Source organism: Succiniclasticum sp., assembly GCF_056977735.1.
This window is the reverse complement of record NZ_DBMCWA010000005.1, coordinates 51491-77270: the sequence shown is the minus strand read 5'-3', so window position 1 is coordinate 77270 and position 25780 is coordinate 51491. Positions and strand designations below refer to the sequence as shown.

Annotated in this window: 24 protein-coding genes and 2 tRNA genes; 18 read left to right on the top strand and 8 right to left on the bottom strand. The window is 51.3% G+C overall.

Going from position 1 to position 25780, the window contains the following annotated elements; all coding sequences use genetic code 11:
- The first annotated feature begins 4 nt into the window (after positions 1 to 4).
- The 5 genes from ACZOWY_RS04125 to ACZOWY_RS04105 all read left to right on the top strand — a co-directional run bounded on the left by ACZOWY_RS04125 (position 5) and on the right by ACZOWY_RS04105 (position 2949).
- The gene (locus ACZOWY_RS04125; protein ID WP_484393224.1) at positions 5 to 346 is read left to right on the top strand and encodes a YbaB/EbfC family nucleoid-associated protein; all 342 of its coding nucleotides are present in this window, start codon (positions 5 to 7) and stop codon (positions 344 to 346) included.
- A 1-nt stretch (position 347) separates the two neighbouring features.
- Complete coding sequence (gene recR / locus ACZOWY_RS04120) at positions 348 to 953, top strand: recombination mediator RecR (protein ID WP_484393223.1); 606 nt, start codon at positions 348 to 350, stop codon at positions 951 to 953.
- Positions 954 to 1050: 97 nt separating this feature from the next.
- Positions 1051 to 1308 (top strand): pro-sigmaK processing inhibitor BofA family protein, encoded by a 258-nt coding sequence (locus ACZOWY_RS04115; protein WP_484393222.1) that lies wholly within the window; start codon positions 1051 to 1053, stop codon positions 1306 to 1308.
- Between the two features lie 65 nt (positions 1309 to 1373).
- A complete protein-coding gene (locus tag ACZOWY_RS04110; protein ID WP_484393221.1) occupies positions 1374 to 2057 on the top strand; it encodes an NUDIX hydrolase in 684 nt (227 codons plus the stop codon).
- Positions 2050 to 2949 carry an LCP family protein gene (locus tag ACZOWY_RS04105; RefSeq protein ID WP_484393220.1) on the top strand — a complete coding sequence of 300 codons (900 nt, stop codon included), beginning with the start codon at positions 2050 to 2052 and terminating at the stop codon, positions 2947 to 2949. Before ACZOWY_RS04110 ends, ACZOWY_RS04105 begins: the two co-directional genes overlap by 8 nt.
- Before the next feature lie 113 nt (positions 2950 to 3062).
- On the opposite strand, the gene ACZOWY_RS04100 is transcribed toward ACZOWY_RS04105, so the two are convergent.
- Positions 3063 to 5231: a Tex family protein gene (locus ACZOWY_RS04100; protein WP_484393219.1), complete on the bottom strand. Its 2169-nt coding sequence runs from the start codon at positions 5229 to 5231 to the stop codon at positions 3063 to 3065.
- A gap of 192 nt (positions 5232 to 5423) precedes the next feature.
- Between ACZOWY_RS04100 and deoC the strand changes: the two genes are divergently transcribed.
- From deoC to ACZOWY_RS04065, 7 genes are all read left to right on the top strand, one after another.
- The gene (deoC, locus tag ACZOWY_RS04095) at positions 5424 to 6140 is read left to right on the top strand and encodes a deoxyribose-phosphate aldolase (protein WP_484393218.1); all 717 of its coding nucleotides are present in this window, start codon (positions 5424 to 5426) and stop codon (positions 6138 to 6140) included.
- Complete coding sequence (locus ACZOWY_RS04090) at positions 6137 to 6961, top strand: MBL fold metallo-hydrolase (RefSeq protein ID WP_484393217.1); 825 nt, start codon at positions 6137 to 6139, stop codon at positions 6959 to 6961. The genes deoC and ACZOWY_RS04090 overlap by 4 nt, the downstream gene beginning before the upstream one ends.
- Positions 6939 to 8081, top strand: coding sequence for a S1C family serine protease (locus tag ACZOWY_RS04085; RefSeq protein WP_484393216.1), 1143 nt, complete (start codon positions 6939 to 6941; stop codon positions 8079 to 8081). Before ACZOWY_RS04090 ends, ACZOWY_RS04085 begins: the two co-directional genes overlap by 23 nt.
- 109 nt (positions 8082 to 8190) lie before the next feature.
- On the top strand, positions 8191 to 8670 hold the full coding sequence (gene rlmH / locus ACZOWY_RS04080; protein ID WP_484393215.1) for a 23S rRNA (pseudouridine(1915)-N(3))-methyltransferase RlmH: 480 nt from the start codon (positions 8191 to 8193) through the stop codon (positions 8668 to 8670).
- 161 nt (positions 8671 to 8831) lie between these two features.
- Positions 8832 to 9950 (top strand): nucleoside hydrolase, encoded by a 1119-nt coding sequence (locus ACZOWY_RS04075; RefSeq protein WP_484393214.1) that lies wholly within the window; start codon positions 8832 to 8834, stop codon positions 9948 to 9950.
- A gap of 39 nt (positions 9951 to 9989) precedes the next feature.
- Positions 9990 to 10802, top strand: coding sequence for a formate/nitrite transporter family protein (locus ACZOWY_RS04070; RefSeq protein WP_484393213.1), 813 nt, complete (start codon positions 9990 to 9992; stop codon positions 10800 to 10802).
- A gap of 89 nt (positions 10803 to 10891) precedes the next feature.
- Entirely contained in the window at positions 10892 to 12001 is a 1110-nt protein-coding gene (locus tag ACZOWY_RS04065) for an amidohydrolase (RefSeq protein WP_484393212.1), read from the top strand.
- A gap of 76 nt (positions 12002 to 12077) precedes the next feature.
- On the opposite strand, the gene ACZOWY_RS04060 is transcribed toward ACZOWY_RS04065, so the two are convergent.
- The 3 genes from ACZOWY_RS04060 to ACZOWY_RS04050 all read right to left on the bottom strand — a co-directional run bounded on the left by ACZOWY_RS04060 (position 12078) and on the right by ACZOWY_RS04050 (position 14499).
- The gene (locus ACZOWY_RS04060; RefSeq protein ID WP_484393211.1) at positions 12078 to 13202 is read right to left on the bottom strand and encodes a M20 family metallopeptidase; all 1125 of its coding nucleotides are present in this window, start codon (positions 13200 to 13202) and stop codon (positions 12078 to 12080) included.
- Between the two features lie 149 nt (positions 13203 to 13351).
- Positions 13352 to 13825 carry a YjiG family protein gene (locus ACZOWY_RS04055; protein ID WP_484393285.1) on the bottom strand — a complete coding sequence of 158 codons (474 nt, stop codon included), beginning with the start codon at positions 13823 to 13825 and terminating at the stop codon, positions 13352 to 13354.
- The gene (locus ACZOWY_RS04050) at positions 13825 to 14499 is read right to left on the bottom strand and encodes a nucleoside recognition domain-containing protein (protein WP_484393210.1); all 675 of its coding nucleotides are present in this window, start codon (positions 14497 to 14499) and stop codon (positions 13825 to 13827) included. The genes ACZOWY_RS04055 and ACZOWY_RS04050 overlap by 1 nt, the downstream gene beginning before the upstream one ends.
- Before the next feature lie 383 nt (positions 14500 to 14882).
- On the opposite strand from ACZOWY_RS04050, the gene iadA reads away from it, so the two are divergent.
- The 6 genes from iadA to larE all read left to right on the top strand — a co-directional run bounded on the left by iadA (position 14883) and on the right by larE (position 21523).
- Positions 14883 to 16043, top strand: coding sequence for a beta-aspartyl-peptidase (gene iadA / locus ACZOWY_RS04045; RefSeq protein WP_484393209.1), 1161 nt, complete (start codon positions 14883 to 14885; stop codon positions 16041 to 16043).
- A gap of 107 nt (positions 16044 to 16150) precedes the next feature.
- A complete protein-coding gene (locus tag ACZOWY_RS04040; RefSeq protein WP_484393208.1) occupies positions 16151 to 18169 on the top strand; it encodes an ABC-F family ATP-binding cassette domain-containing protein in 2019 nt (672 codons plus the stop codon).
- Between the two features lie 88 nt (positions 18170 to 18257).
- Positions 18258 to 19040 (top strand): amino acid ABC transporter substrate-binding protein, encoded by a 783-nt coding sequence (locus ACZOWY_RS04035; RefSeq protein ID WP_484393284.1) that lies wholly within the window; start codon positions 18258 to 18260, stop codon positions 19038 to 19040.
- 72 nt (positions 19041 to 19112) lie between these two features.
- Positions 19113 to 19763: an amino acid ABC transporter permease gene (locus tag ACZOWY_RS04030; RefSeq protein WP_484393207.1), complete on the top strand. Its 651-nt coding sequence runs from the start codon at positions 19113 to 19115 to the stop codon at positions 19761 to 19763.
- Between the two features lie 81 nt (positions 19764 to 19844).
- Positions 19845 to 20600, top strand: coding sequence for an amino acid ABC transporter ATP-binding protein (locus ACZOWY_RS04025; protein WP_484393206.1), 756 nt, complete (start codon positions 19845 to 19847; stop codon positions 20598 to 20600).
- Between the two features lie 95 nt (positions 20601 to 20695).
- A complete protein-coding gene (gene larE, locus ACZOWY_RS04020; RefSeq protein ID WP_484393205.1) occupies positions 20696 to 21523 on the top strand; it encodes an ATP-dependent sacrificial sulfur transferase LarE in 828 nt (275 codons plus the stop codon).
- A gap of 143 nt (positions 21524 to 21666) precedes the next feature.
- Here the strand turns inward: larE and ACZOWY_RS04015 are convergent.
- The 4 genes from ACZOWY_RS04015 to ACZOWY_RS04000 all read right to left on the bottom strand — a co-directional run bounded on the left by ACZOWY_RS04015 (position 21667) and on the right by ACZOWY_RS04000 (position 25727).
- A tRNA-Glu gene (locus ACZOWY_RS04015) sits at positions 21667 to 21741 on the bottom strand.
- 118 nt (positions 21742 to 21859) lie between these two features.
- Positions 21860 to 21933: transfer RNA gene (locus tag ACZOWY_RS04010), tRNA-Gln, on the bottom strand.
- Between the two features lie 186 nt (positions 21934 to 22119).
- Positions 22120 to 24258: a hydantoinase/oxoprolinase family protein gene (locus tag ACZOWY_RS04005; protein ID WP_484393204.1), complete on the bottom strand. Its 2139-nt coding sequence runs from the start codon at positions 24256 to 24258 to the stop codon at positions 22120 to 22122.
- Between the two features lie 86 nt (positions 24259 to 24344).
- A complete protein-coding gene (locus tag ACZOWY_RS04000; RefSeq protein ID WP_484393203.1) occupies positions 24345 to 25727 on the bottom strand; it encodes a transporter in 1383 nt (460 codons plus the stop codon).
- Between the last annotated feature and the right edge of the window lie 53 nt (positions 25728 to 25780).

Below are 25780 nucleotides of genomic sequence, written 5' to 3'. Positions count from 1 at the left end.
CAGGATGAAAGGTATGAAGTTCCCCGGAATGGGCGGTATGGGCAATATGCAGGGTATGCTGCAGAGAGTACAGAAGATGCAGGCGGATATGCAGAAAGTGCAGGCGGATATCCAGGCACGTACCTTTGAAAGCACGGCAGGTGGCGGAGCAGTAAAAGTCGTTGTAACGGGCAAAAAGGAACTGACAAGCGTTATACTGGACCCCCAGGTGGTAGATCCGGAAGATGTGGAGATGTTGCAGGATTTAATTCTGGCGGCAGTAAATGAAGCGATGCATCAGGTGGATACTACTTTGGAAGAAGAAATGAACAAAGTGACCGGCGGTCTTAAGATTCCGGGAATGTAACATGGCAGGCTTGATTAAACCGCTGAACAGCGTATACGACCAGTTCCGGCGTTTGCCGGGAGTGGGAAACAAATCGGCGCTCCGGCTGGCCTACCATATCATTGACATGCCGGAAGAAGATGTTCGCCGGCTGGCGGAAACCCTGCTGCAGGCGAAACGGGAGATCCGGTATTGTAAAGAATGTTTTAACCTGACTGACAGTGATATCTGTGCAGTCTGTGCGGATGAGAAACGCGATCACAGCACTATCTGTGTAGTGGAACAACCGCAGGATGCCATGGCCATGGAACGAAGCCACGGTTTTACAGGCGTGTATCACGTACTGCACGGGTGCCTGTCGCCGCTTGACGGTATAGGACCGGAAGAACTGCGGGTGAAAGAACTGCTGTTCCGGCTTGAAAAAGGCGATATAAAAGAAGTGATCCTTGCTACTAACAGCAATGTGGAAGGCGAAGCGACTGCAGCCTATCTGGCGCAGATGCTGCGGCAGCAGCCTGTGATTGTCAGCCGCATTGCCCGTGGCCTGCCCATGGGCGGTGACCTGGAGTACGCAGATGAGGTAACGCTGGCCAAAGCGCTTGAAAACCGGACCCGGATCAAAGAATGATTACGATGGTAACTGCTTTGGACAGTATAGTTATTTTTGTATTGATGAACGAACCCGTTTGTAAAACATTTTACCCTGAAAAGAAAAGGAGGCAGTCATGGAAATTATAGCTTCGCTGGGCTCATTAGCGATAGGTGTAGTGATCTTGTATATCATTGTTAAACTGCTGGCACTTCCCTTCAAGCTGGTCTGGAACGGAATCATCGGTGCCATTGTACTGTGGCTTGCAAATTTGCTGGGCGGTGCCCTCTTTAACGTGACGATTCATATTACCATTATCAAGGCGCTGATTGCCGGCTTCTTTGGAATCCCGGGTGCTGCGGCAGTCATCTTATGGGATTTATTTGTAAAATAAAAAAGAAATAGATTTTCCGATCTGATTATTCCGCCAGGGCAGATGAGCGGAATGGAGGACGAGTCATGAACGATTTACATGCAATGGCTGCATGGATTCAACAGGAGACCAGTGCCCGCCGCCCCCGTCTGGATCAGACAGGCGTGGTGATGCGGACAGCCTCGGTTCTCCTGTTGTTGCTTCCGGGCAACAACGGCCCGGAGCTTTTGTTTGAAGTACGCTCCGGTAAATTGGACTGGCAACCGGGTGATATCTGTTTCCCTGGCGGACACCGGGAGAGCGGCGATCTGAATTTTGCAGCAGCAGCTGTACGGGAAGCTTCCGAAGAGCTTGGAGTCCCGTATAACAGTATAAAGCTTTGTGGGACACTTGATTTTTTTGCAGCGCATAACGGTTTTATGGTGTATCCGTTTGCAGGTATCTGGAATCCGGATAAGGATAACGGGATTCAGGATACCGGTTATACCCAATGGAATTACAACAGGGATGAAGTTGCGGAGTTGTTTACTGTTCCGCTGTCCTGGCTTTTGAGTCATGAGCCCCGGATCGGTACGGCTCACATACAGGTTACCCGAAAAGATGACTTTCCTTTTGAACTGGTACCCCATCTGGATCCCCATAAAGATTTCCATCAGGAGTATCCGATTTATTTTTACCAGTATGAGGATAAAGTGATTTGGGGCATGACGGCAGCAATTTTGCACAGTTTTCTCGAACGGTTCGGAAAGGGGTTAGCAAACTTTGCGTAAGATTTTTTTTCTGATTATAGCAGCGATAGCCGCATTTTGGTGGGGCGATTTGTCTCTCGACAGGATTGCGGACATGGACTTTTTATCCGGAAAAAAGAATATTGTCGTGATGGGCTGTGATATCCGCAAGGACGACGCAGGGCGCAGTGATACCCTGTTTGTCGTAATGATGGATAAAAGTGAAAAAAAAGCAGCCCTGCTTTCTGTTCCCCGGGACACCCGGGTGAAAGTCAAAGGTCATGGCTGGGATAAAATAAATTCAGCCTTTGCCTATGGCGGGCATAAGCTGACACAGGAAACCGTACAGGATTTTCTGGGCATCAGGATAAATAATTATGTGGTTGTGGATTTTCAGGGGTTCCAGGGTCTGGTAGACGCCATTGGCGGTGTGGATATTACCGTGGAAAAACGCATGTATTATTATGATCCATATGCCGGTTTTGAAATTGATCTGCGACCCGGTAACCAGCATATGGATGGAAAAACTGCCATGCAGTACGTCCGTTACCGTGATGAAGAAGGGGATATCGGACGGATCCGCAGGCAGCAGAAATTTATTATGGCGTTGTACAAACAGATTGCATCAAAGAATATTATTGCCAAAATGCCCGGTGTTTCCAAGCAGATCATGTCCATGATCAAGACAGATCTTTCTTTGAAAGAAATGGTGGAACTGGGTAAAGTGATGCATGACATGTTGGAAAAAGACGGGTTGAAAATGGCAATGGTACCGGGAACTCCGGAATATATCGATGGTGTCAGTTACTGGATTCCCGATATTCCCAACATGCGCCGGCAGATGGCGGAAATGCAGGATGTTAAAATGTCAGAAAAATTCAGAGAGAATACCAGAAAACTGGAACAGGATTACAAAGATTCCTTTAAAAAATAAGAAATTAGGCTTGCAGTATACAGTGATTTGTGATATATTATAATCACAATAAAACAGCCCCTCATTTGGCCCTTCTTGTAAGGGCTTTTTTTTATACTTTTTATATACTTTTTCTATCGGTTTTTATTCTCCAGCACCTTCTTCAGCGACAGCCCGATCCGTCCCCGTGCTTCATCGATGCTGATGATCATCACATCTACGATGTCCCCGGTGGAGACAATGTCCAACGGGTGTTTGAAACGCCGGTTGGAAAGTTCCGAACGGTGGATCAGCCCGTTAATCTTCAGCCCGATGTCTAAGAAGCAGCCAAAGTCCACTACATTGCGGATGGTTCCTTTGACAATAGAACCGATTTGCAGGTCGCTGAGCTTCGTCACATTCTTCCGGCTCAGAGGTGCAGGGGAATCTTCCCGGGGATCCCGGCCCGGTTTGGCCAGGGCCTGCAGGATGTCGGTAACGGTAGGCAGGCCGGCCTGCAGATGTTCCGCAATCCGTTTTGGATCCGCTTTGGCGGCAGCTAACTGTACGGCAGGGCTGCCGCTGTTTTCTTTTTTGCAGCCCAGCTCTGTCAGGATTTTCTCCGTCAGTTCATAGCTTTCCGGATGGACCGGCGTGTTGTCCAGTGGGTTGGTCCCGTTGGCGATGCGCAGGAACCCGGCACACTGGGTAAAGGCAGCCGGGCCTAAGCGAGGTACCTTCAACAACTCTTTCCGGTTCCGGAAGCGTCCGTTTTCATTTCGGTACATTATGATATTTTTAGCAACGGTGCTGCTGACACCGGCCACATAGCTCAATAAAGCGGGGGACGCGGTGTTCAGTTCCACGCCAACATGGTTTACACAGCTTTCTACTACATCGCCCAGGGCGTTGCCCAGTTCTTTCTGGTTCACATCGTGCTGGTACTGACCTACACCGATGGCTTTCGGTTCGATCTTCACCAGTTCGGCCAGGGGATCCTGGATGCGGCGGGCGATGGAGACAGCGCCCCGCAGGGACACGTTCAGGTCGGGCAATTCTTCTTTGGCCAGCGGGGAGGCGGAATATACGGAAGCACCGGCCTCACTGACAATTAAATACGACAGATTCAGCTTATGCTTTTCTATCATTTTGGCGGTAAACTCTTCCGTTTCAAAAGAGGCCGTCCCGTTGCCGATGGTAACAAGGGTAACGCCGAAATCTTTCACCAGTTTTACAAAATGAGCTTCCGCCTCGTCCTGCTGGCGCTGGCTGCCGATAATGTAAAGGGTATCGGTGGCCAGCACTTTACCCTGGGGGTCGATGACTGCCGTTTTGCAGCCCGTGCGGTAACCGGGATCCAGGCCGATGACCGTGTGGCCCGCGATGGGCTGCTGCAACAGCAGCTGCCGCAGGTTGACAGAAAACACGTTGATAGCCTGCTTTTCCGCTTTTTCTGTCAGTTCATTGCGGATCTCCCGTTCGATGGAAGGGAAGATCAGCCGTTTGTAAGCATCGGCACAGGCTTCTGCATACATTTCAGAAAACCGGTTTCCGGACCTGATCTTCAGGAAACGGTGCAGTTCCGCCAGCATATTTTCTTCCGGATAGTTTAAGGAAAGTTTCAGGTATTTCAACTTTTCGCCCCGGTTCAAAGCCAGTATACGATGCGGCGGCAGAAGCCGGACCGGCTCGCTGTATTCTTTGTACATAAGGAAATCTTTGCCTGTGGTTTCGTCGGTGGCCAGCACGGAAGCCAGCTGGGCGTTCTGCCAGAGGACGCGGCGGATCAGGGCACGAACATCGGCCCGGTCGGAAACGGTTTCCGCTACGATATCCTGGGCGCCTTTCCAGGCATCACTGTCCGTTTCCACGCCTTTTTCCGCATTAAGAAAAGGCGCCGCCAGTTCAGACAGGCTTTTTGGCGTATCCGCCTGCAGCACGATATAGTTGGCCAGGGGTTCCAGGCCTTTTTCCCGGGCAATCTGGGCGCGGGTGCGTTTCTTCGGACGGTACGGCAGATACAGGTCCTCAAGCACTTGCATCTTTTCCGCTGCCATGATTTGCTGTTCCAGTTCCGGCGTCAGCTTTTCCTGCTCACGTATGGAACTTAAAATTTCTTCCCGGCGCGTATCCAGATTGCGCAGGTACTGGGCACGGGTTTCTACGTTCCGGATTTGTTCTTCATCAAGTGAACCGGTAGCTTCTTTGCGGTACCGGGCGATAAAGGGCACGGTATTGCCGTCGTCCAGTAATTGCAGCGCGGCCTCTGCCTGGGCCGGTTTGATATTTAATTCTTTTGCCAGTAATAATACAATTTTTTCCATATAATATAGTGCCTTTCTGTCAAATACAGGGCGGTACAGGTCGAACCCGTAACAGCGGGGAAACAGGTTGCAGACGCCCCGGTAAAAACCGTTAGAAGTAGATGCTTCCTGTTCATTATAACACTTGTCAAAGAGAAAAAGATACGATAAAATTAATTTTACAAGAACAAGTAACCATTCCGGGAGGACCTTATGATAGAACAGTATATTGAACACACTTTACTGAAACCGGAAGCAATGACACAGGATATGATCAAATTGTGCCAGGAAGCCCGTGAACATAAATTTCTGGGTGTCTGCGTCAACCCCTGCTTTGTACCGCTGGTAAAGCATCTGCTGGCAGGAACAGAGGTCAGGGTCGTTACGGTTGTCGGTTTTCCATTAGGCTGTGACGAGCCCGAAGTGAAAGCAGAAGCGGCTCGCCGGGCTGTGCAGAACGGTGCGGATGAAATTGACATGGTTATCAACGTGGGCGCTCTGAAAGGAAGGGACAACGCTTACGTTGTGGAAGATATCAGGCAGGTGGTGGCAGCAACGGGCAAAGCGCCTGTAAAAGTTATTATCGAGACCTGTTTACTCAATGAAGAGGAAAAGATTCGCGCCTGCGGTATCATTGCCAAGGCGGGAGCAGCTTTTGTAAAAACCAGTACGGGCTTCAATAAGTCCGGCGCAACCGTGGATGACGTGGCATTGCTGTCTGCGGAAGCGAAAAAACTGGGCCTCCGGGTGAAAGCAGCAGGAGGGATCCGTGATTACGCAACGGCCAGAGCTATGTTGGAAGCCGGAGCGGAACGCCTGGGGTGCAGCGCCGGTGTAAAACTGATGCAGGAAGAAAATGAATTGGCATGCTCCGGTGACGGCCAGGCTGCAGGAAAAGCAGGGAAAACGGACCGAGAGGCACAGGCATGAGCTGTTTCCAGGTAGCAGTGCTGGCCAGCGGAAGCAAAGGCAATGCTACAGTGATGCGCTGCGAGGCCGGTATGGTGTTGGTAGATGCAGGTATTTCCTGCCGCCGCATCGTACAGGGGATGCAGAAGCTGGGAATCCGTCCTTCTGATTTAAATGCGGTATTTATTACGCATGAGCATATTGACCATGTAAAAGGTCTGGAAACTTTTACGAAAAAATTTCCGGTCCCTGTTTATGCCAGCACTGGAACCTGGCGTGGTGTTAAACAGACGTTGCCGAGGCTGGATCTGCAGTTGTGTAACTGGCATATCCTTGCGCCTCAGACTGAGCTGACTTTAGGCGGCCTGCAGGTGCGCAGCGTTTCTGTATCACACGATGCGCTGGAGCCGGCCGGCTATGTATTCCGGTGCAAAGGACACATGTTTGGTTATGTGACCGACACGGGGTATGTCAGCGATGTATTGAAGCGTGAGCTGGACGGGGCAGAAGTATTGGTAATTGAATCCAATCATGACCCGGTTCTCCTGAAAAACGGACACTACCCGCCGCCACTTCAGAAACGTATCCTGGGTACAAAGGGTCATCTGGCTAACGAAACGGCCGGGCATCTGCTGGCAACCTTGCAGACGCTTCCATGGCAGGTCTTTCTGGCACACCTGAGTCAGGAAAATAACACACCGGATCTGGCGTTGAATACGGTACGCAGCATTGTAATGCAGAAACATCCGAAAGCAAAGATTCAGTTCTATGTCACTTCGCAGGACGAAGTGGTGAAAAATAAAGAATGGGAGGATTACCATGAGCAAAACATTTTTGAATAAGGCAGGCTCCGTGACTGTCAGCCTGCTGCTGGCGATGAGTATGCTGCTGAGCGGCTGCGGTGGCAGCAACGGAAAAGCTGCAGCTACGCCGGATACGAAGAAACCGGCTTCCCAGACTGAACAGACCACACAGCAACAGCAGGAAAAGAAAGCGGAAGAAATTGACAAGAAGATGTCCGGCGCAAGGAATACGCCCATCGTGCAGGCTGCCAGAAAGGTTGGCCCTACTGTAGTGGGTATTACCAATAAAGCCTATGTGCGTGACTTCTTCAACCGGGTACAGCTGGCAGAACGGGGTTACGGCTCCGGCGTGATTTATGATAAGTCCGGACTGATCGTAACGAATAACCATGTAGTAGAAGGCGCTTCCGAGATTATTGTCAGCCTGGCAGACGGACGCAGCGCCCAGGGCAAGGTGCTGGGGACTGACGCAGCCACGGATCTGGCTGTGGTAAAAATTGAACTGGACAATCTGCCGGTAGCGGAATTCGGTGACTCTTCCACTGTGCAGGTAGGTGAACCCGCCATTGCCATCGGTAACCCGCTGGGCATGGAATTCCGGGGCAGCGTAACGGTGGGTATTATCTCCGCCCTGAACCGCTCCGTGGAAATCGGCGAAAAGAAATTCACCCTGTTCCAGACTGACGCGGCCATCAACCCGGGTAACTCCGGCGGCGCCCTGGTCAATGCAGACGGTGAGATCATCGGCATCAACAGTGCTAAGATCGCGGTATCCAACGTGGAAGGCATCGGCTTTGCCATTCCTATCAATAACGTAAAACCCATCATCAAAGAACTGGCTTCCAAGGGCCGGGTAGCCCATCCGTACGTTGGCGCGTCCCTGATTGACGCACAGATCGCCAAGCAGTACGGTTTCGATATGGACCTGCATGGCGGCCTGTTTATCATGAAGCTGTCCAAAGGCGGTCCGTTGGCCCGGGCAGGTGCACGTACCGGCGATATCATCACCGAGTTTAACGGCGTAAAGGTGCAGACCGTTGCCGCACTGCGGGATGAAATCGCGAAACATCAGGTAGGCGACCAGGTCAACATCACGGTACTGCGGAACGAGAACCAGATGACGCTGGCTGTTGTCCTGCAGGAGTATCCGAGAAATTAAAACCTGAAATTCTGCAGGTGACCTTTAAATAGTTACCGGGAAGGCAGGTTTTGTTAAGAAAAGCAAAAAGCCGCTCGTAACGGGCGGCTTTTTTAACAGGTGAACACCTATGAAAATAACGATTGCCTGTGTAGGCAAACTGAAAGAAAAATATCTGACGGCAGCCATGGACGAATATGTGAAACGGCTGCAGCCTTTCTGCAAGCTGGAAATCATAAGCATCAATGAAGAAAAGATGCCGCAGGAACCTTCGGAAGCAGAACGGGAGCAGGTACTGGAAAAAGAAACGCTGCGGCTGCTGTCCATCATTCCGGAGCACTCCTATGTAATTTTACTGGATTTGCAGGGAAAACAGATCACCAGTCCGGAACTGGCGGAAAAGATAGACATGCTGGCTTTGCAGGGCGTCAGCCATATCACCTTTGTCATCGGCGGCGCCTTTGGCTATACGGATGTGCTGCGGAAGAAAGCAGACTTCCGCTGGTCCTTTGCCAAACTGACCTTTACCCACCAGATGATCCGCGTGCTGCTGGCAGAACAGGTTTACCGGGCGTTTAAAATCAGCAAAGGGGAGAAGTATCACTGGTAAGCGAACAGGAATTTCCATGCCGCATCACGTTACCGGTGTCTCTGCTTTTTTATAAAATGGTAATGCGCCATACTCAATTTTAGTGTATAATATTTTTAAAAGGATGTACTTTTTTAATTAAAGTCTGAAAATATATTCTGACATCCGAAGGGAGGCTTCCTATGAAAACCTGGAAACGTTTATTGCAGACGACTTGCGTTGCGGCTCTGGTAGGCGCCACGGCGATGCCCGTGACCGTTTCTGCTGCCAAAGCCCCTGCGGTTAAAGCACCAGAAAAAATCCCTGTCATTCTGGACGCAGATATGGTAGACCTGTTTGACGACGGCGTTGCCATGGTCATGCTGGCGACTTCTCCCAAAGTGGACCTGAAGGGCATTACGATTGTCATCGGCAACAGCTGGGCGGAAGACGGTACGGCCAGTGCGATCCGCCATCTGGAAGGACTGGGCCGTACAGATATCCCGGTCATGGTTGGCGTCAACAGACCGACCCGCCCCGGACGGATGGAAAACATTATGGAAGAACGGAAAAATTTCGGTTACGGTCATGAAACCTACATGGGTTCCTGCAGTTATCCGGAGCCGGTTTCCTGGGAGGAATCCTACCGCACCCGCTATAAGAGCGAACCGACCATTGGACCGAAGGCGGAAGATCCTTCGGATTACATCATCCGTACCATTAAGGATAATCCCCATAAAGTAACGATCGTTGCTATCGGTACCGGCGGCAACCTGGCGAAAGCGTTGGAAAAAGATCCGTCCATTGCGCCGCTGGCAAAAGAAATCGTGTACATGGCCGGCGCCTTCCTGCATGCGGGCAACACCACGCCGACGGCGGAATTTAACGTCTGGCTGGATCCGGAAGCTGCCAAAAAAGTGTATCGGGCAGAATGGCCGAAGCAGACTTTCTTCCCGTTGGATGTTTGTGAGAACGAACCCATCACCTACAAAGATTTCAAAAATCTGGAGAAACGCATCAAGAACCCGGTATTCAAGGATATGTGGGAACGGCATTACATGACGGACCTGTTCCGCAAGAATAAAGACCATAAAAACTTTATCTGGGACGTGCTGGCGGCCGGTTATGTGCTGGATCCGTCCATCATCACCGATGAAGTGTTTATGCCCATTGACGTAAACGATACCTATTCCATTTCCTATGGGCAGACGGTAGCCTTCCCCGGCACGCCGCCTCCGGGAACCCAGAAAGCGCACATTGTGCAGAAAATTGACCGCAAAAAGGTCATGAAGATGCTGACTAACGCATTTGATAAGCTGTAAGAGGCAGCATCACATTTTTTAAAATAGAGGAACTTATTTATGAACCTGTTTACTCCTGCTGAATTTACGGAAAATTATGCCCAGGCCGGCGTGAAAAAAGCTTCGCTGCCTGTTGGTAAAATGTTGTTGCTTGGCATCCTGGCCGGCTTCCTGATCGCCATGGGTGGCGCTGCGGCCAGTACGGCGTCCCATGCTATCCCCAATGCGGGGCTGGCAAAGATGGTCAGCGGTCTGCTGTTCCCCTTTGGCCTGGCTATGGTTATTCTGACAGGCGCAGAATTGTTTACCGGGAATGTGCTGATCAATATTTCGGTTTTTGAAGGAAAGACCAGCTTCGGTTCCATGCTGCGGAACTGGGTGTGGGTGTATATTGGCAATTTCCTGGGAGCGGTTCTGGTTGCTGTAGGCATGGCTTTTCTGGGCTGTCTGAACTTGTCCGGCGGCGGCTTTGCCGTTTCAGCCATGAAGATAGCGGCAGCCAAAAGTTCCCTGTCGTTTATGACCGCGGTGGGCCTTGGCTTCTTCTGTAATGTACTGGTGACTATAGGCGTGCTGATCAGCTTAGGCGCCAAAGATACCATTGGCCGTTTTATCGGGGCGTATATGCCGGTAGCGTTCTTTGTCATCTGCGGCTTTGAACACAGCATTGCCAACATATATTATGTTCCTGCCGGCATTTTTGCTTCGGCAAATCCCGCGTACCAGGCACTGGCCGTAAAGGCGGGTGTAAATCTTGCAAATATCGGCTGGGGAAGCTTTTTCATGGGAAATCTCCTTCCCGTAACCCTTGGCAACATTTTGGGAGGGCTGGCGGTAAGTTTTATCTTCTGGTACTGCTACGGGAAAAAATAATTGGAACGGATACAAAGACAAATTGTTCAGTTTTAAATGCGGGTTATCAATACAAATGAAAGATGTTTTTAAAGAGGGGAGATGAAGGAATGTCCAATGTATTAAATCACTACCGGTATCTGCATACAATTCCTGAACCGGGATTAGAGGAATTCAAAACTTCTGATTATGTTGCGGGGAAATTGCAGGAGGCCGGTTACAAAGTGACACGCAAACTGGCAGGTACAACGGGTCTGGTCGCTGAATATGACAGCGGCGTTCCGGGTCCGGTCATGGGGATTCGGGCAGACATGGATGCCCTTACCCATATAATCGACGGGAAAAAGGAATTCCGCCATACCTGCGGTCACGATGCCCACAGTTCCATGCTGCTGGCTGCCGCGGAAAAGATTATGGCTGATAAAATTATTAAGAAGGGACGTTTCAAGGCTGTGTTCCAGCCGGCAGAAGAATTAGGAGCCGGGGCCCTGAAGATTTTGGAAAGCGGGATTCTGTCGGATGTGGACTGTCTGCTTGGTATGCATATCCGTCCCTTGCAGGAATGCCCTGCCGGAGGCGCCATCTGCGAAATGCGGTATTCCGCCGGTCAGCAGTTCCGGGTTCGCATTAAAGGCAAACAGTCCCACGGGGCCAGACCCCACCTGGGGATTAACCCCATCGATGCGGGTACCTGCATTATTGCGGCGGTCAATGCAATCCACATGGATCCCCGGATCCCCTTTAGTGTAAAATGCACCCGTTTCCACGCGGATTCCGGCGTATTTAATTCGGTTCCCGAATTCGCGGATATTACGTTTGATATGCGGGCCCAGGATAACCCCACCATGAAAGAAATGCGCGAAAAAACCCTTTGTGCCATTGAAAACGGCGCAAAAGCAGTAGGCGCGGTGGTTGAAGAAGTGGAGTATTATAATAATTTCCCGGCGGCGGAAGGCTTTGATCCGGAACTGGCCAAGCTTATCCAGGATGGAGTTTCGGAAGTTGTGGGGAAAGAAAATATCATTCCTTCTTTCAATACGTCTGGCGGTGAAGATTTCTTCTGCTATCCGGTGCAGCTGCCGCATCTTAAGGTAGGGTTCGTGGGGCTTGGCGTAGGCGCTGAACCGGGCCTGCACCATGAAAACATGCATTTTGACCCGAAATATTTGGAAAATGGCGTAAGCATCCATGAAGCGATCGTGAAAAAGATTTTGGGATAAAAATAAAAAACAAAGGACGGCGGTTTCCGTAATTAAGAAACGCCGTCCTCTTTTTGTTAGAAAATCGTAAACGATATTACCTGTACAGCTTGTCCTGCAGGTCCAGCAAAATTTTTTCCAGACAATGGAGAGACGGTTCCACGGAATTCAGCTCCAGATATTCCGCCTCGCTGTGGCCGCCTGCGCCGGTGGGACCAATACCGTCTACCGTCGTGGCGCCTGCTCCGGACATATGGTTCCCGTCGCTGCCGCCGCCGGCCTTGACCCATTCCGTGGAAAGACCGAACTCTCGGCTGGCGTTGTCGATAATTTCAACCAGTCCCGCCGTTTCCGGCGTGCTTGCCATGGGCGGCATGCTTGACAGTACGATAATTTCCGTTTCAATTTCTGCTGCTTTGGCATGTTCCTGCAGTTTGGCAAAGGCATCTTCCATAATAGTAATCTGGTCTTTGTCTACTACACGAAGGTCAATATCCATAAATGCGTCTGCGGCTACACTGTTATAACCGCTGCCGCCTTTTACCACGCCGGTGTTCACTGTCATGCCGGTTTCAAAGTTGGTCAGCGCAGCCAGCTGCAGGATCCAGTAGGCCATTTCATTAATAGCACTGCGGCCGTCCTGAGGCGCGTTGCCTGCGTGGGCCGCACGGCCTTTCAGTTTCACCTGGTAATGGCACACGCCTTTGCGTTCCAGTACCCGGGCGCCGTTGGCACGGGCGGCTTCAAGTACCAGGCAGTATTTGCTGTGGGAACCCAGTTCCCGGAACCAGTCCAGAACATGGATGCTGCCGATTTCTTCTTCAGAGTTAAACGCCAGGCAGACTTTCAGGTCTTTCAGGCTCCCGGCGGCTTCCATGGCTTTTAAAACATGGGTGCCCTGCAGGCAGCAGCATTTCATGTCGCTGACGCCGGGACCGTAAGCGCGGTCTCCTTTGACGGAGAAAGGACGTACGGCCACGGTGCCGTCCGGGAAGACGGTGTCCATATGGCAGCAGAGGGTCACATCATAGTTGGTATCATCTGTGTTGGTGATGACCAGCGGTTTTGCACAGTCCGGACCGCAGTCAACCCGTTTTACGCGCCACATGGGGCCGGTAAAGTCTTTGGCCAGATACGCTGCTACTTTATCGATGCCCGCAAAATTCTGGGCGTTGCAGTCAATGTTGACGAGGTATTCCAGGTCTTTCATATATTGTTCCATGTTGTATGCTGTCATGTTATTCTCCAATCCGCTGTTGTAGCTGGGGTTAAATAATTCGTTCAGAAAAAAGGTTACAGTAAAACAGATTCGCTTCGCTAAAGGAAAATAAGTTGGGCATCGTGAAAGGAAAGCCCAACTTATGAGTTAAATCAGAACATCGCGACAACGATCTTCATGACCCACATGGCCATCAGTGCATTGGCAATCGCGATTGCAAACATAATGCCATAATACTTGGAATCAACTTCCGACGTACCCAGGCAGCGGCCCAGGTACTGTACCAGGGAACCCATCAGGTAAATGGCGGGCATTACGACGGTGACATCTTTGGCAGTCATGGCGCCGGAGCTCATAAGACTGGCCGCAGCGCCGATCGCGCCGCCCATGGACATGAGAGCGGAAACCAAAACGGTGATCGCTTCACCGGGAAGGCCCCACAGGGCCATAACAGGGGCGAACACAACGCCCAGCATCTTTAAAAGACCTGTCACGTTCAACGCTTTAATCAGGACAAAGGCCATGATAACATTGGGCATCATGTTACGGATACCCGTGTCCCAGCCTTTGCGGCAGCCTTCAATGAAAAGGTCAATAATGTTTTTATCTTTTTTCTTTTCAGCCATCATGCCGCCTCCTTCACTTTGTTCTTCTTGTTCAGGAACTTGATATACATGCGGATCAGGTTGGCACCGACAAATTTAAAAATCATAATTACGGCGAAGGGAACGATGATGGGAGTGACCAGGATACTGAACAGCGCGGCGCCGGAAGAGAAGAAGTTGGTGATGGTGCCGTCACCGGAGAACTGGTACATGGCGAAGATGGTCTTTTCGTCGTCGTTGATGATGCCGGATTCGTACATGGATTTGATCATGCCGGCGCCGGCGTCAGTGCTCTGGTAGCTGGTGATCATGCCCAGGCCGCAGGCACCGGGGATGCCGAGCAGGGGGCGCAGCAGGGGGGACAGCAGTTTCTGCGCAGCGCGCAGGCCGCCCAGGCCTTCTACTACATTTACCACGCCTAAGGCAAAAATAACTGCAGGCAGCAGGGACAACGCAAAGGCGAAGCCATCCTGACAGCCGTTACCGCCCGCGCCACGGAAGGTGAGGGCTTTGCCGTTGGCAGCGGCAATTTTGCCGAAGGTGCCGTTTAATACGGTAAAATCAAAAACGCTGTACCATTCTTTGCTGGTTGCCAACACACCGGAGAAGAACACGATGGCAAAAATAAGGGCTACATAGCTGTACCATCTGATCGGTTCTTCTTCCGTTACCTGGACATTTTTTTTCTCGTCCATAATGAGATTCCTCCTTTATATTTTTTGCCGGCACGCGGAAACGACCGAAAAGAAGATTTGCCTCTGCCTGTCGGAAAGGAACCATCTTTGGTAACAGGTACCGGTTGAGATATTATAACATTAGTCCTGTCATATTTACAATGCTTTTTATACGGTGCACGCAGATTAAATATGTAACTGTTGTTACAAGATGACACATTTTATGATATTTTTGCAAAATTTAAACAACAACATTGGATGTAAAAACGAAAAATGAACGGTATGTCCTTTCGGGTTTTAACATTTGTGTGATATAATAAATTAATTATGAAGCCGTGTTAAAAAGCTGTTTCAAACGTGTTGTTTTATTCACTTTATTCATTTAGTTACAAGGGGGAAAGCAAATGATCAAGCTGTTAAAGAATGCACAGGTGTATGCACCGGCATTTTTAGGGAAAAAAGACGTGCTGGTGGCCGGCGATAAGATTTGCCGTATTGATGACAGAATTGACGGATATGAAGGGCTGCCTGATGTGGAAGTGTTTGATCTGGCAGGTAAAAAACTGCTGCCCGGTTATATTGATATGCATGTACATATCTGCGGCGGCGGCGGGGAACAGGGCTTTTCGTCCAGCGTTCCCGCTTCCAGCCTGAGCATTTTCTTCCGGAACGGCATTACCACCTGCATAGGCCTGCTGGGCACAGACGGAATTACCCGCAGCGTTGAAGCGCTGGTAGCCAAAGCGCGGGCGCTGACCGAAGAGGGCATGACGGTCTATACTTTGACCAGCAGTTATATGTATCCGCCTAAAACCCTGATGGGCAGTGTTGAAAAAGATATCGTAATGCTCACCCCCATGATTGGTGTAAAAGTTGCCGTTTCCGATCACCGCAGTTCCAATCCAGGTGCAGATGAACTGATCGCGCTGGGGGTGCAGGCACGCCGGGCGGGCATGATCAGCGGCACGGCCGGCCTTGTGACCATGCACATGGGCAGTGGCAAGGGACGTCTGAACCCGTTGTTTGACGCACTGGAAAAGAGTGACCTGCCTCCGAAGCATTTCCTGCCAACCCATATGCTGCGCTGCCCGGAACTGATTGAAGACGGAGCCAGGCTGGTGCGGATGGGCGGTTATATGGACTGCACGGCCGGCTCGGACGAAACGGAAGTTGTGAACAGTGCCAAGCTGCTGTACGGTCTGCTGCATATGGAAGGGGTTACGACAGAACAGGTGACCCTGTCTTCCGATGCGTTTGGCAGCCAGCCCAAGTTTGATGGACGGGGTGAATGCATCGGCTACACTTACGCATCCCCCAAATATCTGCACCGGACAGTGAAGCTGCTGGTGGAAATGGGCATGCCGCTGGAAGAAGTGATCCGGATGCTTACTTCTACGCCGGCGAAGCTGATCGCCAAAGAGGGCATCAAAGGCTGCATTGCTGCCGGTGCGGACGCGGATATTCTGGTGCTGGATGAGAATCTGGATATCAGCGGTCTGTTTGCCAAAGGGAGAACGGCGCTGATGGACGGGCGGCTGTTGATGAAAGGCCGTTTTGAAGAATAAGTATTTCTTTGACAGGTATTATACAGTTTTCGGTACAATAGAGTAGAAGCCTGCTTGCAATACAGCAGGCTTCTTTTATAAACTGTTTTTATCAACAAGGTGGATCTATGTTACTTCTTTCGATTGAAAATCTGGCCCACAGTTATGGGGAACGGACACTTTTTAAAAATGTAAATTTTAATATTGAAACCGGAGACAAAATCGGCCTGATCGGAATCAATGGCACCGGTAAATCCACACTGCTTCGGCATATTGCGGAACTGGATGGGGGAAAGGACCCGGAAACAGGCGTACCGGGGAAAATTATTCCCAACGGTACCTGCGTCATGGAATATCTGCCGCAGGACCCGCCGTTTGAACCGGAGGAAACGGTGATCGGGCAGATTTTCCGGGGCGAGTCCCCTATGATGAAACTGTTGCGGAGCTATGAAAGCGTGTTGGATGAAACGGCGCTGCACCCGGATGATGGGGGAGTGCAGCGGAAACTGCTAGAGATCCAGCAGCAGATGGACCAGCACTTTGCCTGGCAGCTGGAAAGCGAGGCCAAGGCAGTATTGAACCGCCTGGGTATTACCGATTTCAATCAGAAGATGAAGACCCTGTCCGGCGGGCAGCGAAAGCGGGTGGCCCTGGCCGGTGTGCTGGTGCGTCCCTCTGATCTTTTAATTCTGGACGAACCCACGAACCACATGGATAATGAAACCGTTGCCTGGTTGGAAGAACAGCTGCAGAAACGCAAAGGCGCACTGCTGATGGTGACCCATGACCGGTATTTCTTCGATCGCGTCATCAACCGTACGCTGGAACTGGACAACGGCACTGCCTATCTGTATATGGCCAACTACAGCGGCTTTCTGCAGAAACGGGCAGAGCGGCGGGAACTGGAAAACGCAGCCGCGCGTAAGCTGCAGAATATTTACCGGCGGGAACTGGCCTGGATCAGCCGTGGCGCGGAAGCGCGGCGTACGAAAAAGAAGGACCGGGTGGAACGGTTTGCGGAAATCGAAGCGGCAGCCAAAGAAAAGATGACCCGGCAGGAACTGGAAATTACGTCTGCTGCCACACGGCTGGGCAAGACGGTCGTGGAATTGGAACACGTATCCTGTTTTTATGAAGGGATTGAATACATCCACGATTTCAGTTATATCCTGCTGCGGGATGACCGGGTGGGGATCATCGGACCTAACGGCATAGGCAAGACCACGCTGATGGACATCATTGCAGGACGCCTGCAGCCTGAAAGCGGTACGGTGACCATCGGGCAAACGGTGAAGATTGGTTATTTTTCCCAGCACAGCCAGTTCCCGGACAGCAACGAACGGGTTCTGGAATATATAAAGGACGCAGGGAACTATGTACAGGCAGCAGACGGGACGCTGATCAGCGCGGCCATGATGCTGGAACGGTTCCTGTTCCCGCCGGAGCTGCAGTGGGTACCCATCCGCAAACTCAGCGGCGGGGAACAGCGGCGGCTGTACCTGCTCCGCATCCTGATGGAAGCGCCGAATGTGCTGCTGTTGGACGAACCCACAAACGATTTGGATATCCCCACACTGTCGGTATTTGAAGAATATCTGGATAGCTTTGCCGGTGCAGTGATTGCCGTGTCCCACGACCGGTATTTCCTGGACCGTTTTGCAAAGCGGATCTTTGCGGTGGAAGCGGGCGGCGTGCTGAGACAGTATCCCGGCGGCTACAGTGACTATGAAAGAATCAGACAGTTGGAAGCCATGGAGCAGGAGGAAGCAGGGGCGCAGGTTAAAAACCTGGCAAATATAAACAGGAAAAACAAAATGAATACCCCGGCAGTTCCTTTGCAAACAGAAACGGACCGCCTGCAGGAAAGCAAGGATCCGCAGGGTGAAAAAAAGGAAACGGAAACTGTGGCAGCGGAAGGGAAGGAACGAAATACCGGTCTTACCTTCAGCGAGAAGATTGAGCTGGAAAAACTGGAAGAAACCATAGCGGGAAAAGAAGCGGAAAGTAAAATGATTGCCCGGGAAATCGAACTGGCCGGAAACGATTTTTCAAAAATAGAAGAATTGTCAGAACAGCTGGGCGGCATCGAAAAAGAACTGGAAACGTTGACGGAACGCTGGCTGGAGCTCAGTGAAAAAGAAGGATAGAGAAGATATATAAATTCCTGTTTTACCTCTTTACAAATTTACCAAGATAAAGTATAATGAATTCATCTGAAAGAGGGAGGGGTTTTCCATCGTGAAAAAGATTTGTCTGGTATTATTTTCTATAATGATGATGCTTATGGTTGTCGGCTGCGGCAGCAGCGGCCCGAAAAAAATGGTCATCGGTCTGGACGACAATTTTGCTCCTATGGGCTTCCGCAACGAAAAGAATGAGATCGTCGGCTTTGACATCGATCTGGCAAGGGAAGCCTGCAAACGTGCCGGCATGGAAGTAACCTTTAAGCCTATCGACTGGAGCGCCAAGGAAGCGGAACTGAACGGCAAACGTATTGATGCCATCTGGAACTGCTTCACCATCAACCCGGAACGGGAAAAGGTGATCCAGTTCTCCAAACCGTACATCAACAACTGCCAGGTCGTAGCAGTACCGGTAGCGTCCAAAATTGAAACCCTGGCCGACCTGAAAGGCAAAGTGGTAGGCGTGCAGGACGATTCCACCGGCAGCTACCTGCTGGACGGCAAGTATGCCGATATGCGCAAAGGCCTCAAAGAATACAAAAAATATCCTGATTTCGCAGCAGCATTCCTGGATATCGACTCCGGCCGTCTGGACGCGCTGGTTGTTGACGAGATCCTGGTTCGTTATTACATGAAGAAGGCTCCCGGCAAGTACAAAGTGCTGAAAGAAGATCTGGGCAAAGAAGTGGTAGGTGTAGGCTTCCGCAAGGACGACAAGGAATTTGCGGCCCGCATCGACAAGGTTCTGGATGAAATGAAGAAAGACGGAACCTGCAAGAAGATTTCCATGCAGTGGTTCGGTACAGACATTACCCGTTACGAAGACAAAAAATAATTTTACAGAAAGTAACAGCAAGGCCGATGGTTTGTACCACCGGCCTTTGCGTGTTATTTGACGGAGCATTTTATGGACTATATTATTTCAATCATCCCCCAGATGCTGATGGGGACCGTAGACACTTTACGGCTTTTCTTTATTACGATCGTGCTGGCGATTCCTCTCGGGATCATCCTTGCGTTCTGCAGGGTTTCGCCTTTTGCGGTATTGCGCAATACGGTTGCGGCGTACGTGTACGTGCTGCGGGGCACGCCGCTGATGCTGCAGCTTTTGTTCGTATATTTCGGCCTGCCCTTCATTCCCGTCATCGGCGTCCGCCTGGACGACTTCCCGGCGGCGGTGCTGGCCTTTGTACTGAACTACGGCGCCTACTTCTGTGAGATTTTCCGCGCCGGCCTTCAGGCAATTCCCAGGGGACAGTTTGAAGCGGCAAAAACATTAGGTATGAATTACACACAGACCATGCGGCGCATCATCCTGCCCCAGGTTTTTAAAATCATCCTGCCGCCGGTGAGCAACGAAACCATTACGCTGGTAAAGGATACGTCGTTAATTTACGTACTGGCCATGAACGATCTGCTGCGTACCACCCGCAATCTGGTGCAGCGTGACTTTAACATCATGCCTTTCGTAGTGGCAGCTGTATTTTATCTGGTGATGACGCTGGTCCTTACGTACGGATTCAATAAACTGGAAAAACATTTCGCAAGATGGGACTGAGCCCGGAAGAAAGACAGCCTGGCGAAAGGTCGCGGGCCTTGGCGGCCTGCGGAAGTAAGTGAAATAACTGCGGAGTAGATTATGCGTAAGATAGAAGCTAAGAATGTTTGTAAACGATTTGATGAACTGGAAGTACTGAAAGGCATCGACATGACCGTGGACGAAGGAGAAGTCGTTGCCATCATCGGTCCTTCCGGCGGCGGCAAGAGCACCTTCCTCCGTTGCCTGAACAAACTGGAGACCATCAACGGGGGGACGATTCTGGTCGACGGCGAGACGCTGGTGAGTACGGATGAAAAGGGGAACGTGAATTATGCGGATGACTCCTCCCGAATCGCCTGTAAAATGGGAATGGTATTCCAGCAGTTTAATCTGTTTCCCCATATGACGGTGCTGGAAAACCTGATGGAAGCGCCGGTGCATGTGCAGAAGCGGAACCCGGCGGAAGTGCAGAAGGAAGCGGAAGCCCTGCTGGAAAAGGTAGGCCTTTTAGATAAACGGGACCAGTATCCACTGCGGTTGTCCGGCGGGCAGCAGCAGCGTGTGGCCATTGCCCGGGCCCTCTGTATGAATCCGGACATCATGCTTTTTGATGAACCCACCTCTTCCCTGGACCCGGAACTGACCGGCGAAGTATTAAAGACCATGCGCAACCTGGCGGAAGACCATATGACCATGGTGGTGGTGACCCACGAAATGGGATTCGCCCGGGAAGTGGCGACAAAAGTTTTATTCATGGCAGACGGATACATACAGGAGCAGGGAGCGCCGGAAGAAATTTTTGAACACCCGAAGAATGAAAGGCTGCAGAGTTTCCTGAAGAGCATTTTAAAATGAATTGTATGTAAGTTGGCATTACAGAGTTCTCAAATCGAAAAAACGGACAGGACGCGTTTAAAGAACTATAATGTTGCAATTCGGGAGGTTTCCTGATGAATGAACTGGAAAATAAACGAAAAAAACTGGAGCAGATATTAGAAGACATGGGAAACGTGGCCGTTGCTTTCAGCGGCGGCGTGGATTCTTCCTTCCTTCTGGCCGTGGCTGCGCGGATGTATCACGTAAAGCTGATTGCCGTGACCGCTTCTTCCATAAGCTATGCGGAACATGAGAAGGACGATGCCCGGCGCTTTGCCCAGCGCATGGGCGTGAAACACCGTTATCTGGATATTGACCAGATGAGCATCCCCGAATTCGTGGCCAACGGGCCGGAACGCTGCTATTATTGTAAAAAAGCGATATTCAACGCCATTAAAACGTTTGTGGCAGAGGAAGGATTTACCAATGTGGTGGACGGAAGCAATGCAGATGATGTAAAAGCATACCGCCCGGGCGCAAAAGCGCTGTCTGAAATGGGGATCCGGAGTCCGCTGCAGGAAGCCGGCCTGAGCAAAGCGGAAATTCGCAAACTGAGCCGGGAAATGGGCCTGTTTACGGCATCCAAGCCATCTTATTCGTGTCTGGCGACCCGCGTCCAGTACGGTGAGTCCATTACACCGGAAAAGCTGGCGCGGATAGAACAGGCCGAAGAGTTTCTGACAAAACTGGGTTTTACCCATATCCGGGTACGCAGTTACGGTACGCTGGCCCGCATTGAAGTGGAGCCCTCCCAGATTACTCTGATGGCACAGGTAAACACCCGTAACAAGGTCATCGCTCGGTTGAAGGAACTGGGTTACAATTATGTGACGCTGGACCTGGCCGGTTTCCGTAGCGGCAGCATGGATGCGACTCTGGCAAATAACCGGCAGAATTGCTGAAGCAACAAAATACTAAAGGAAGAAAACCAGGCCAAAAATCCAAACTAAACTAAAACTAAAACAAAAATCAAAACAAAAAATCAAAACAAAAATAAAAACAAAAAACTCCGTTGTCCTTACCGGATAACGGAGTTGTTTTTATTTGGCAGCGCCAATGGGAATTGAACCCATGATTTCGCCTTGAGAGGGCGACGTCTTGACCTCTTGACCATGGCGCCGGATGATTGCGTAATTATTATACTACAAATTACCCAAAAGTGAAAAGCCTGTCAGTAAAAAAAATACCGCACGCAATAGCATGCAACATTATTCTGCTAAAACGTTTGAATAAAAAAATGGCTCCGGGACTAGGGCTCGAACCCAGACAAGAAGATCCAGAATCTCCTGTGCTACCATTACACCATCCCGGAGTGAGTACTTTCATATAATAGCGCAATAGTAAAAAAATGTCAATAGTTTTTTATAAATTACAATAAACATTTTTTGTTTGTATGAGTTTCCGCAAGAGCTGCAGATAAAACGCAGCAGACTTACAGAAGTCTTTGCCGTTTATTTTCGGTTCACGGTCCTTTTTCTGTTTACGTTTCTTTGCTTTCTTACCGTACTGCCAGCAATACGATGGTTTCGGTATCCGGGAAGTCCGCCAGTTCCATATCCAGCACGGCCAGAACCTGCTCACGGCTGGCAAGACCGGAAAGATCAAGCTGCTTTTCACCGTAAAAAGCAAATAAGCCCGGCAGCTGTCCGCCTGTCGTACCAAACTCTGTTGTATCTTCCAGCAGCAGGCAGAGGTTTTCCTGTAAGGCCGCTTTCGATGTGATTGTGGCTCCCAGTCCTTCCCGCTGCAGGCAGACAACACCGTTCCGGTCCAGTACCCGGACCTTGTGCTTCTGCGCGGAAAAAAGACCCAAAACTTTTTCTGTATAAGGTCCGTCAAATACATGCCACTTGCCTGTCGCCGCAGCTTCCGTCACTTCCTGTTCCGGTATGCCCATGGACTGTGCGGCGATGGTCCGCAGTTCATCCATTCCCAGCGCCCTGACAGGGCTTTCGCTTTTGCGAAGCTCCGAAGCGCCCATAGCGACAGCCCGCAACGTGCTGCTCTTTTTGTCAATTTCAATGGAAATTTCTACCGTAGCTTCTTTGGCACCGGCCCGTAAAACCTGTTCCATGGCATCGTGACGGATGGCACGGATGTCCTGCTCCGTGGGGTTGACGACAGTACGCTCCACGACTTCCCGCACCATGGCCATGGCGACGCCGATGGTAGAGATGATGGGGGCGTTCTTCACGATTTTCCACCGTAGGTTCATGGCTTTGCCAAGATACGGAACGATTACCCCGGCGCTGCCTCCTCCGCCCGCCAGACAGAGGATGGAGGGGGACAGTTCATATTCTTTGATCAGTCTGCTGACAAGCTTTCCGATTTTTTTTGCCGCCAGTTTCAGGGCTTGTCCGGCCGCTTCTTGTGCAGTGCAGTCTATTGCGTCGCCCAGCGCCTGCCAGGCAATGCAGGCGCTTTCCCTGTTGCCTTCCGCGTAATCACCGGCCGGAACGTAGCCTGTTAAATTAGCGGCCCCTGCCAGTGTCAGGGAAACTCGTTTCCCGTCCGCGCCTTCTACAACCGCATATGCTTCATCGTCATCAGCGCAGGGAGAAACCAGCTTCAGCTGCGGCCGGGTCAGCGCATCTGAAAAAACTTCATAGGCCAGGCCTGCAATGTGGGCACTGCGGGGCCCCACGTCTGTAATTTTCCCGTTTTCCACCCGGATCATGCTGCCGCCCGCTACACCCAACGTACGGACGTCCAGGGAGGAAAGATAGGTCTTGTGGCCGCCTACCTCGCCGTAGCGCACCATAACGCGCCCGTTCTTTACTACGGAAATATCCGTGGAGGTTCCTCCTGCTTCCAGAAAAATGCCGTCTGAAAGCCGTTCGTACATCAAAACGCCAGCAACTCCGGCGGCCAGTCCTGACAGCATGGTCAGAATCGGGCGGCGCCGCACTTCCTCTGCCGTCATCACGCCGCCGTCACAGCGCATGATCATCAGGGAAGCGGGGATGCCGGAACGCCTGACACAGGCTTCGGTCATATCGGCGGTCTCCATCATCCTGGGGATCAGGCTGCCGTTGATTACAGCCGTGCGGGTCCGCACACGGAGTCCGTAAAGCTTGGAGACTTCATGTCCGCCCGTTGCATAGAATCCTTTCTTACGCGCCAGTTCCATGACAATCTTTTCATTGGATGGATCGTCTACGCTGTAAGGTTCCGTTGCCACGATCACTTCGGCCCCGGCGTTTTTCAGTTCTTCTATTTTTGCTTCTATTTCCGGCTGTGCTGCTGCAGCGTCCGCGGCTTTCACAAAAGCGTGAAAAGTCTTCAGTTCTTTTCCCTTTGCCAGCGGAATATTACCGGTGTTGCTGACGGCTTTGGCTCTTCCTGCCTCGAAACCGCTGCCCATGGCCAGGATGCCTGCCGCTGCCACATCGCCTTCCAGCAGCGCATTGGTTGCCTGGGTCGTTCCGTGGGCGATAAAAACCACTTCTTCCGGCGCGATGTGATTACGTTGCAGGATGTTCTGCAATACCGTAATGATACCCGCTGCCACGCCTTCTTCTGAATTATGTGTGGTGGGCAGTTTTTCCCGGGCGACGATGGCGCCGGTATCATTATCGATGGCTACGGCATCGGTGAAAGTACCTCCCACGTCGATGCCGATCCGTATCCGTCTCATTGCTTGTTCCTCCTTCGGCTGTTGCAGCGTCTTGCACAGTTGTCGCATAAATGAACTGGTTCCGTGTTTTCGCAGTTGCTTCCCGTTTACTGCGTCAGCCAGACATAAGCCAGCATCAGGAGGCACATGGCCCAGGCATACGGCAGGATTTTTTTCATTATGACGTCCGTGTCCACGCCGGTATAACCGCTGATCCAGGAATTGTGGGAATTGGTGGGATCGGCCAGACCCTGCAGGTAACCGACGGCGATGAACATCCCACACAGTGCGAGGGGCGGAATGAGTTTAAGCCCGGTGAGGATGGCCGCAATGCCGGCGCCCATGCCGTACATGTTGAGAGGCCCCCGGTACAGGGCAGCGGGGGCGAACAGGGCAAAAAAGAGAAGCAGCCCATCCAGGGTCGAAGGCAGGGCGGATGTGATAACAGGCTGCAAAACAGCAACGGATGCCGGATGGATGGCTGCCGCAACCAGCATGCCGATGCCGATGAACAAAAACAGTACGCCGGCCACGTCCTGGATACCTTCCACAAAAGCGCCGGCCAGTACATTGACGGTTTTCCGGGGGCAGACTGTCAGCGTTGCATACAGGGAGGCCATGATAAAACCGAACAGGGCAGCGGCCACCGGATCGATTTGATTCATCATGGGGAGGCCGAGGCCGTTTGTGAGCCGGAGGATCACAATGACAGCCAGGGGAAGCACCGGGGCGATCAGCGCGGCGCCGGGCAGTTCTTTCTTTTTCCAGATTAAACCTTCGGGCTGGCTGGTGAAAATGCCGGCCAGCGCCTGCAGCAGGCTTACCGGAAGCGTAACGAGCCCCGATATAATATCTTTTAAAGCAGCGCACAACGTATTATTTCCTTCGCTGTCGGCCGGAATATTTTTTACGATATAAAAACAGGTCACCAGCGCGGCAATGAACACACCCGGCAGATAATACTGCAGGGCCGCTTCACTGCCGAAAATACCGATATACGTGCCGTACCCGGCAATGTTGGCCATGCCGCCCGTGCAGATTCCCAGCAGGAAAAGCACGGAAGCATCGAGGGAGGAAATGCCTACGCTGGTCATGATAGGAAGGGTAATGGAACCAATCATGATAACAGGACCCAGCCCGCTCATGCCGGAAAATACAAAAAACGTGGCCGCTGTAAGCAGGAACGCAATAGAGACGGGCTGGTCCCCTGAAAGCTCTGCCGCTTTTTTGATGATGGTGTCGGAAATTCCGGTCTTTTGGATCACCCGGGCAAACATGGCGCCAAAGATGACAAGGGCAATGGGAGACGCCAGGCGGAGCGCTCCTCCCAGCAGTACATCGTTGAGCCAGGCAACGAAGGGCATCCCGGCCACAAAAGAAATCCAGACAGCCATCAGCGGAAGCGCCAGCAACGTAGGAAGCAACCGCATCACCATCAGTAAGGCGAAAAGTATGAACCCTGCTAATAAAATAATTCCTGTAACCGTCATAGTGTGTATCTCACAAAGTAATAAACTATTCTATAAAAAAAATGTTTTGCAGG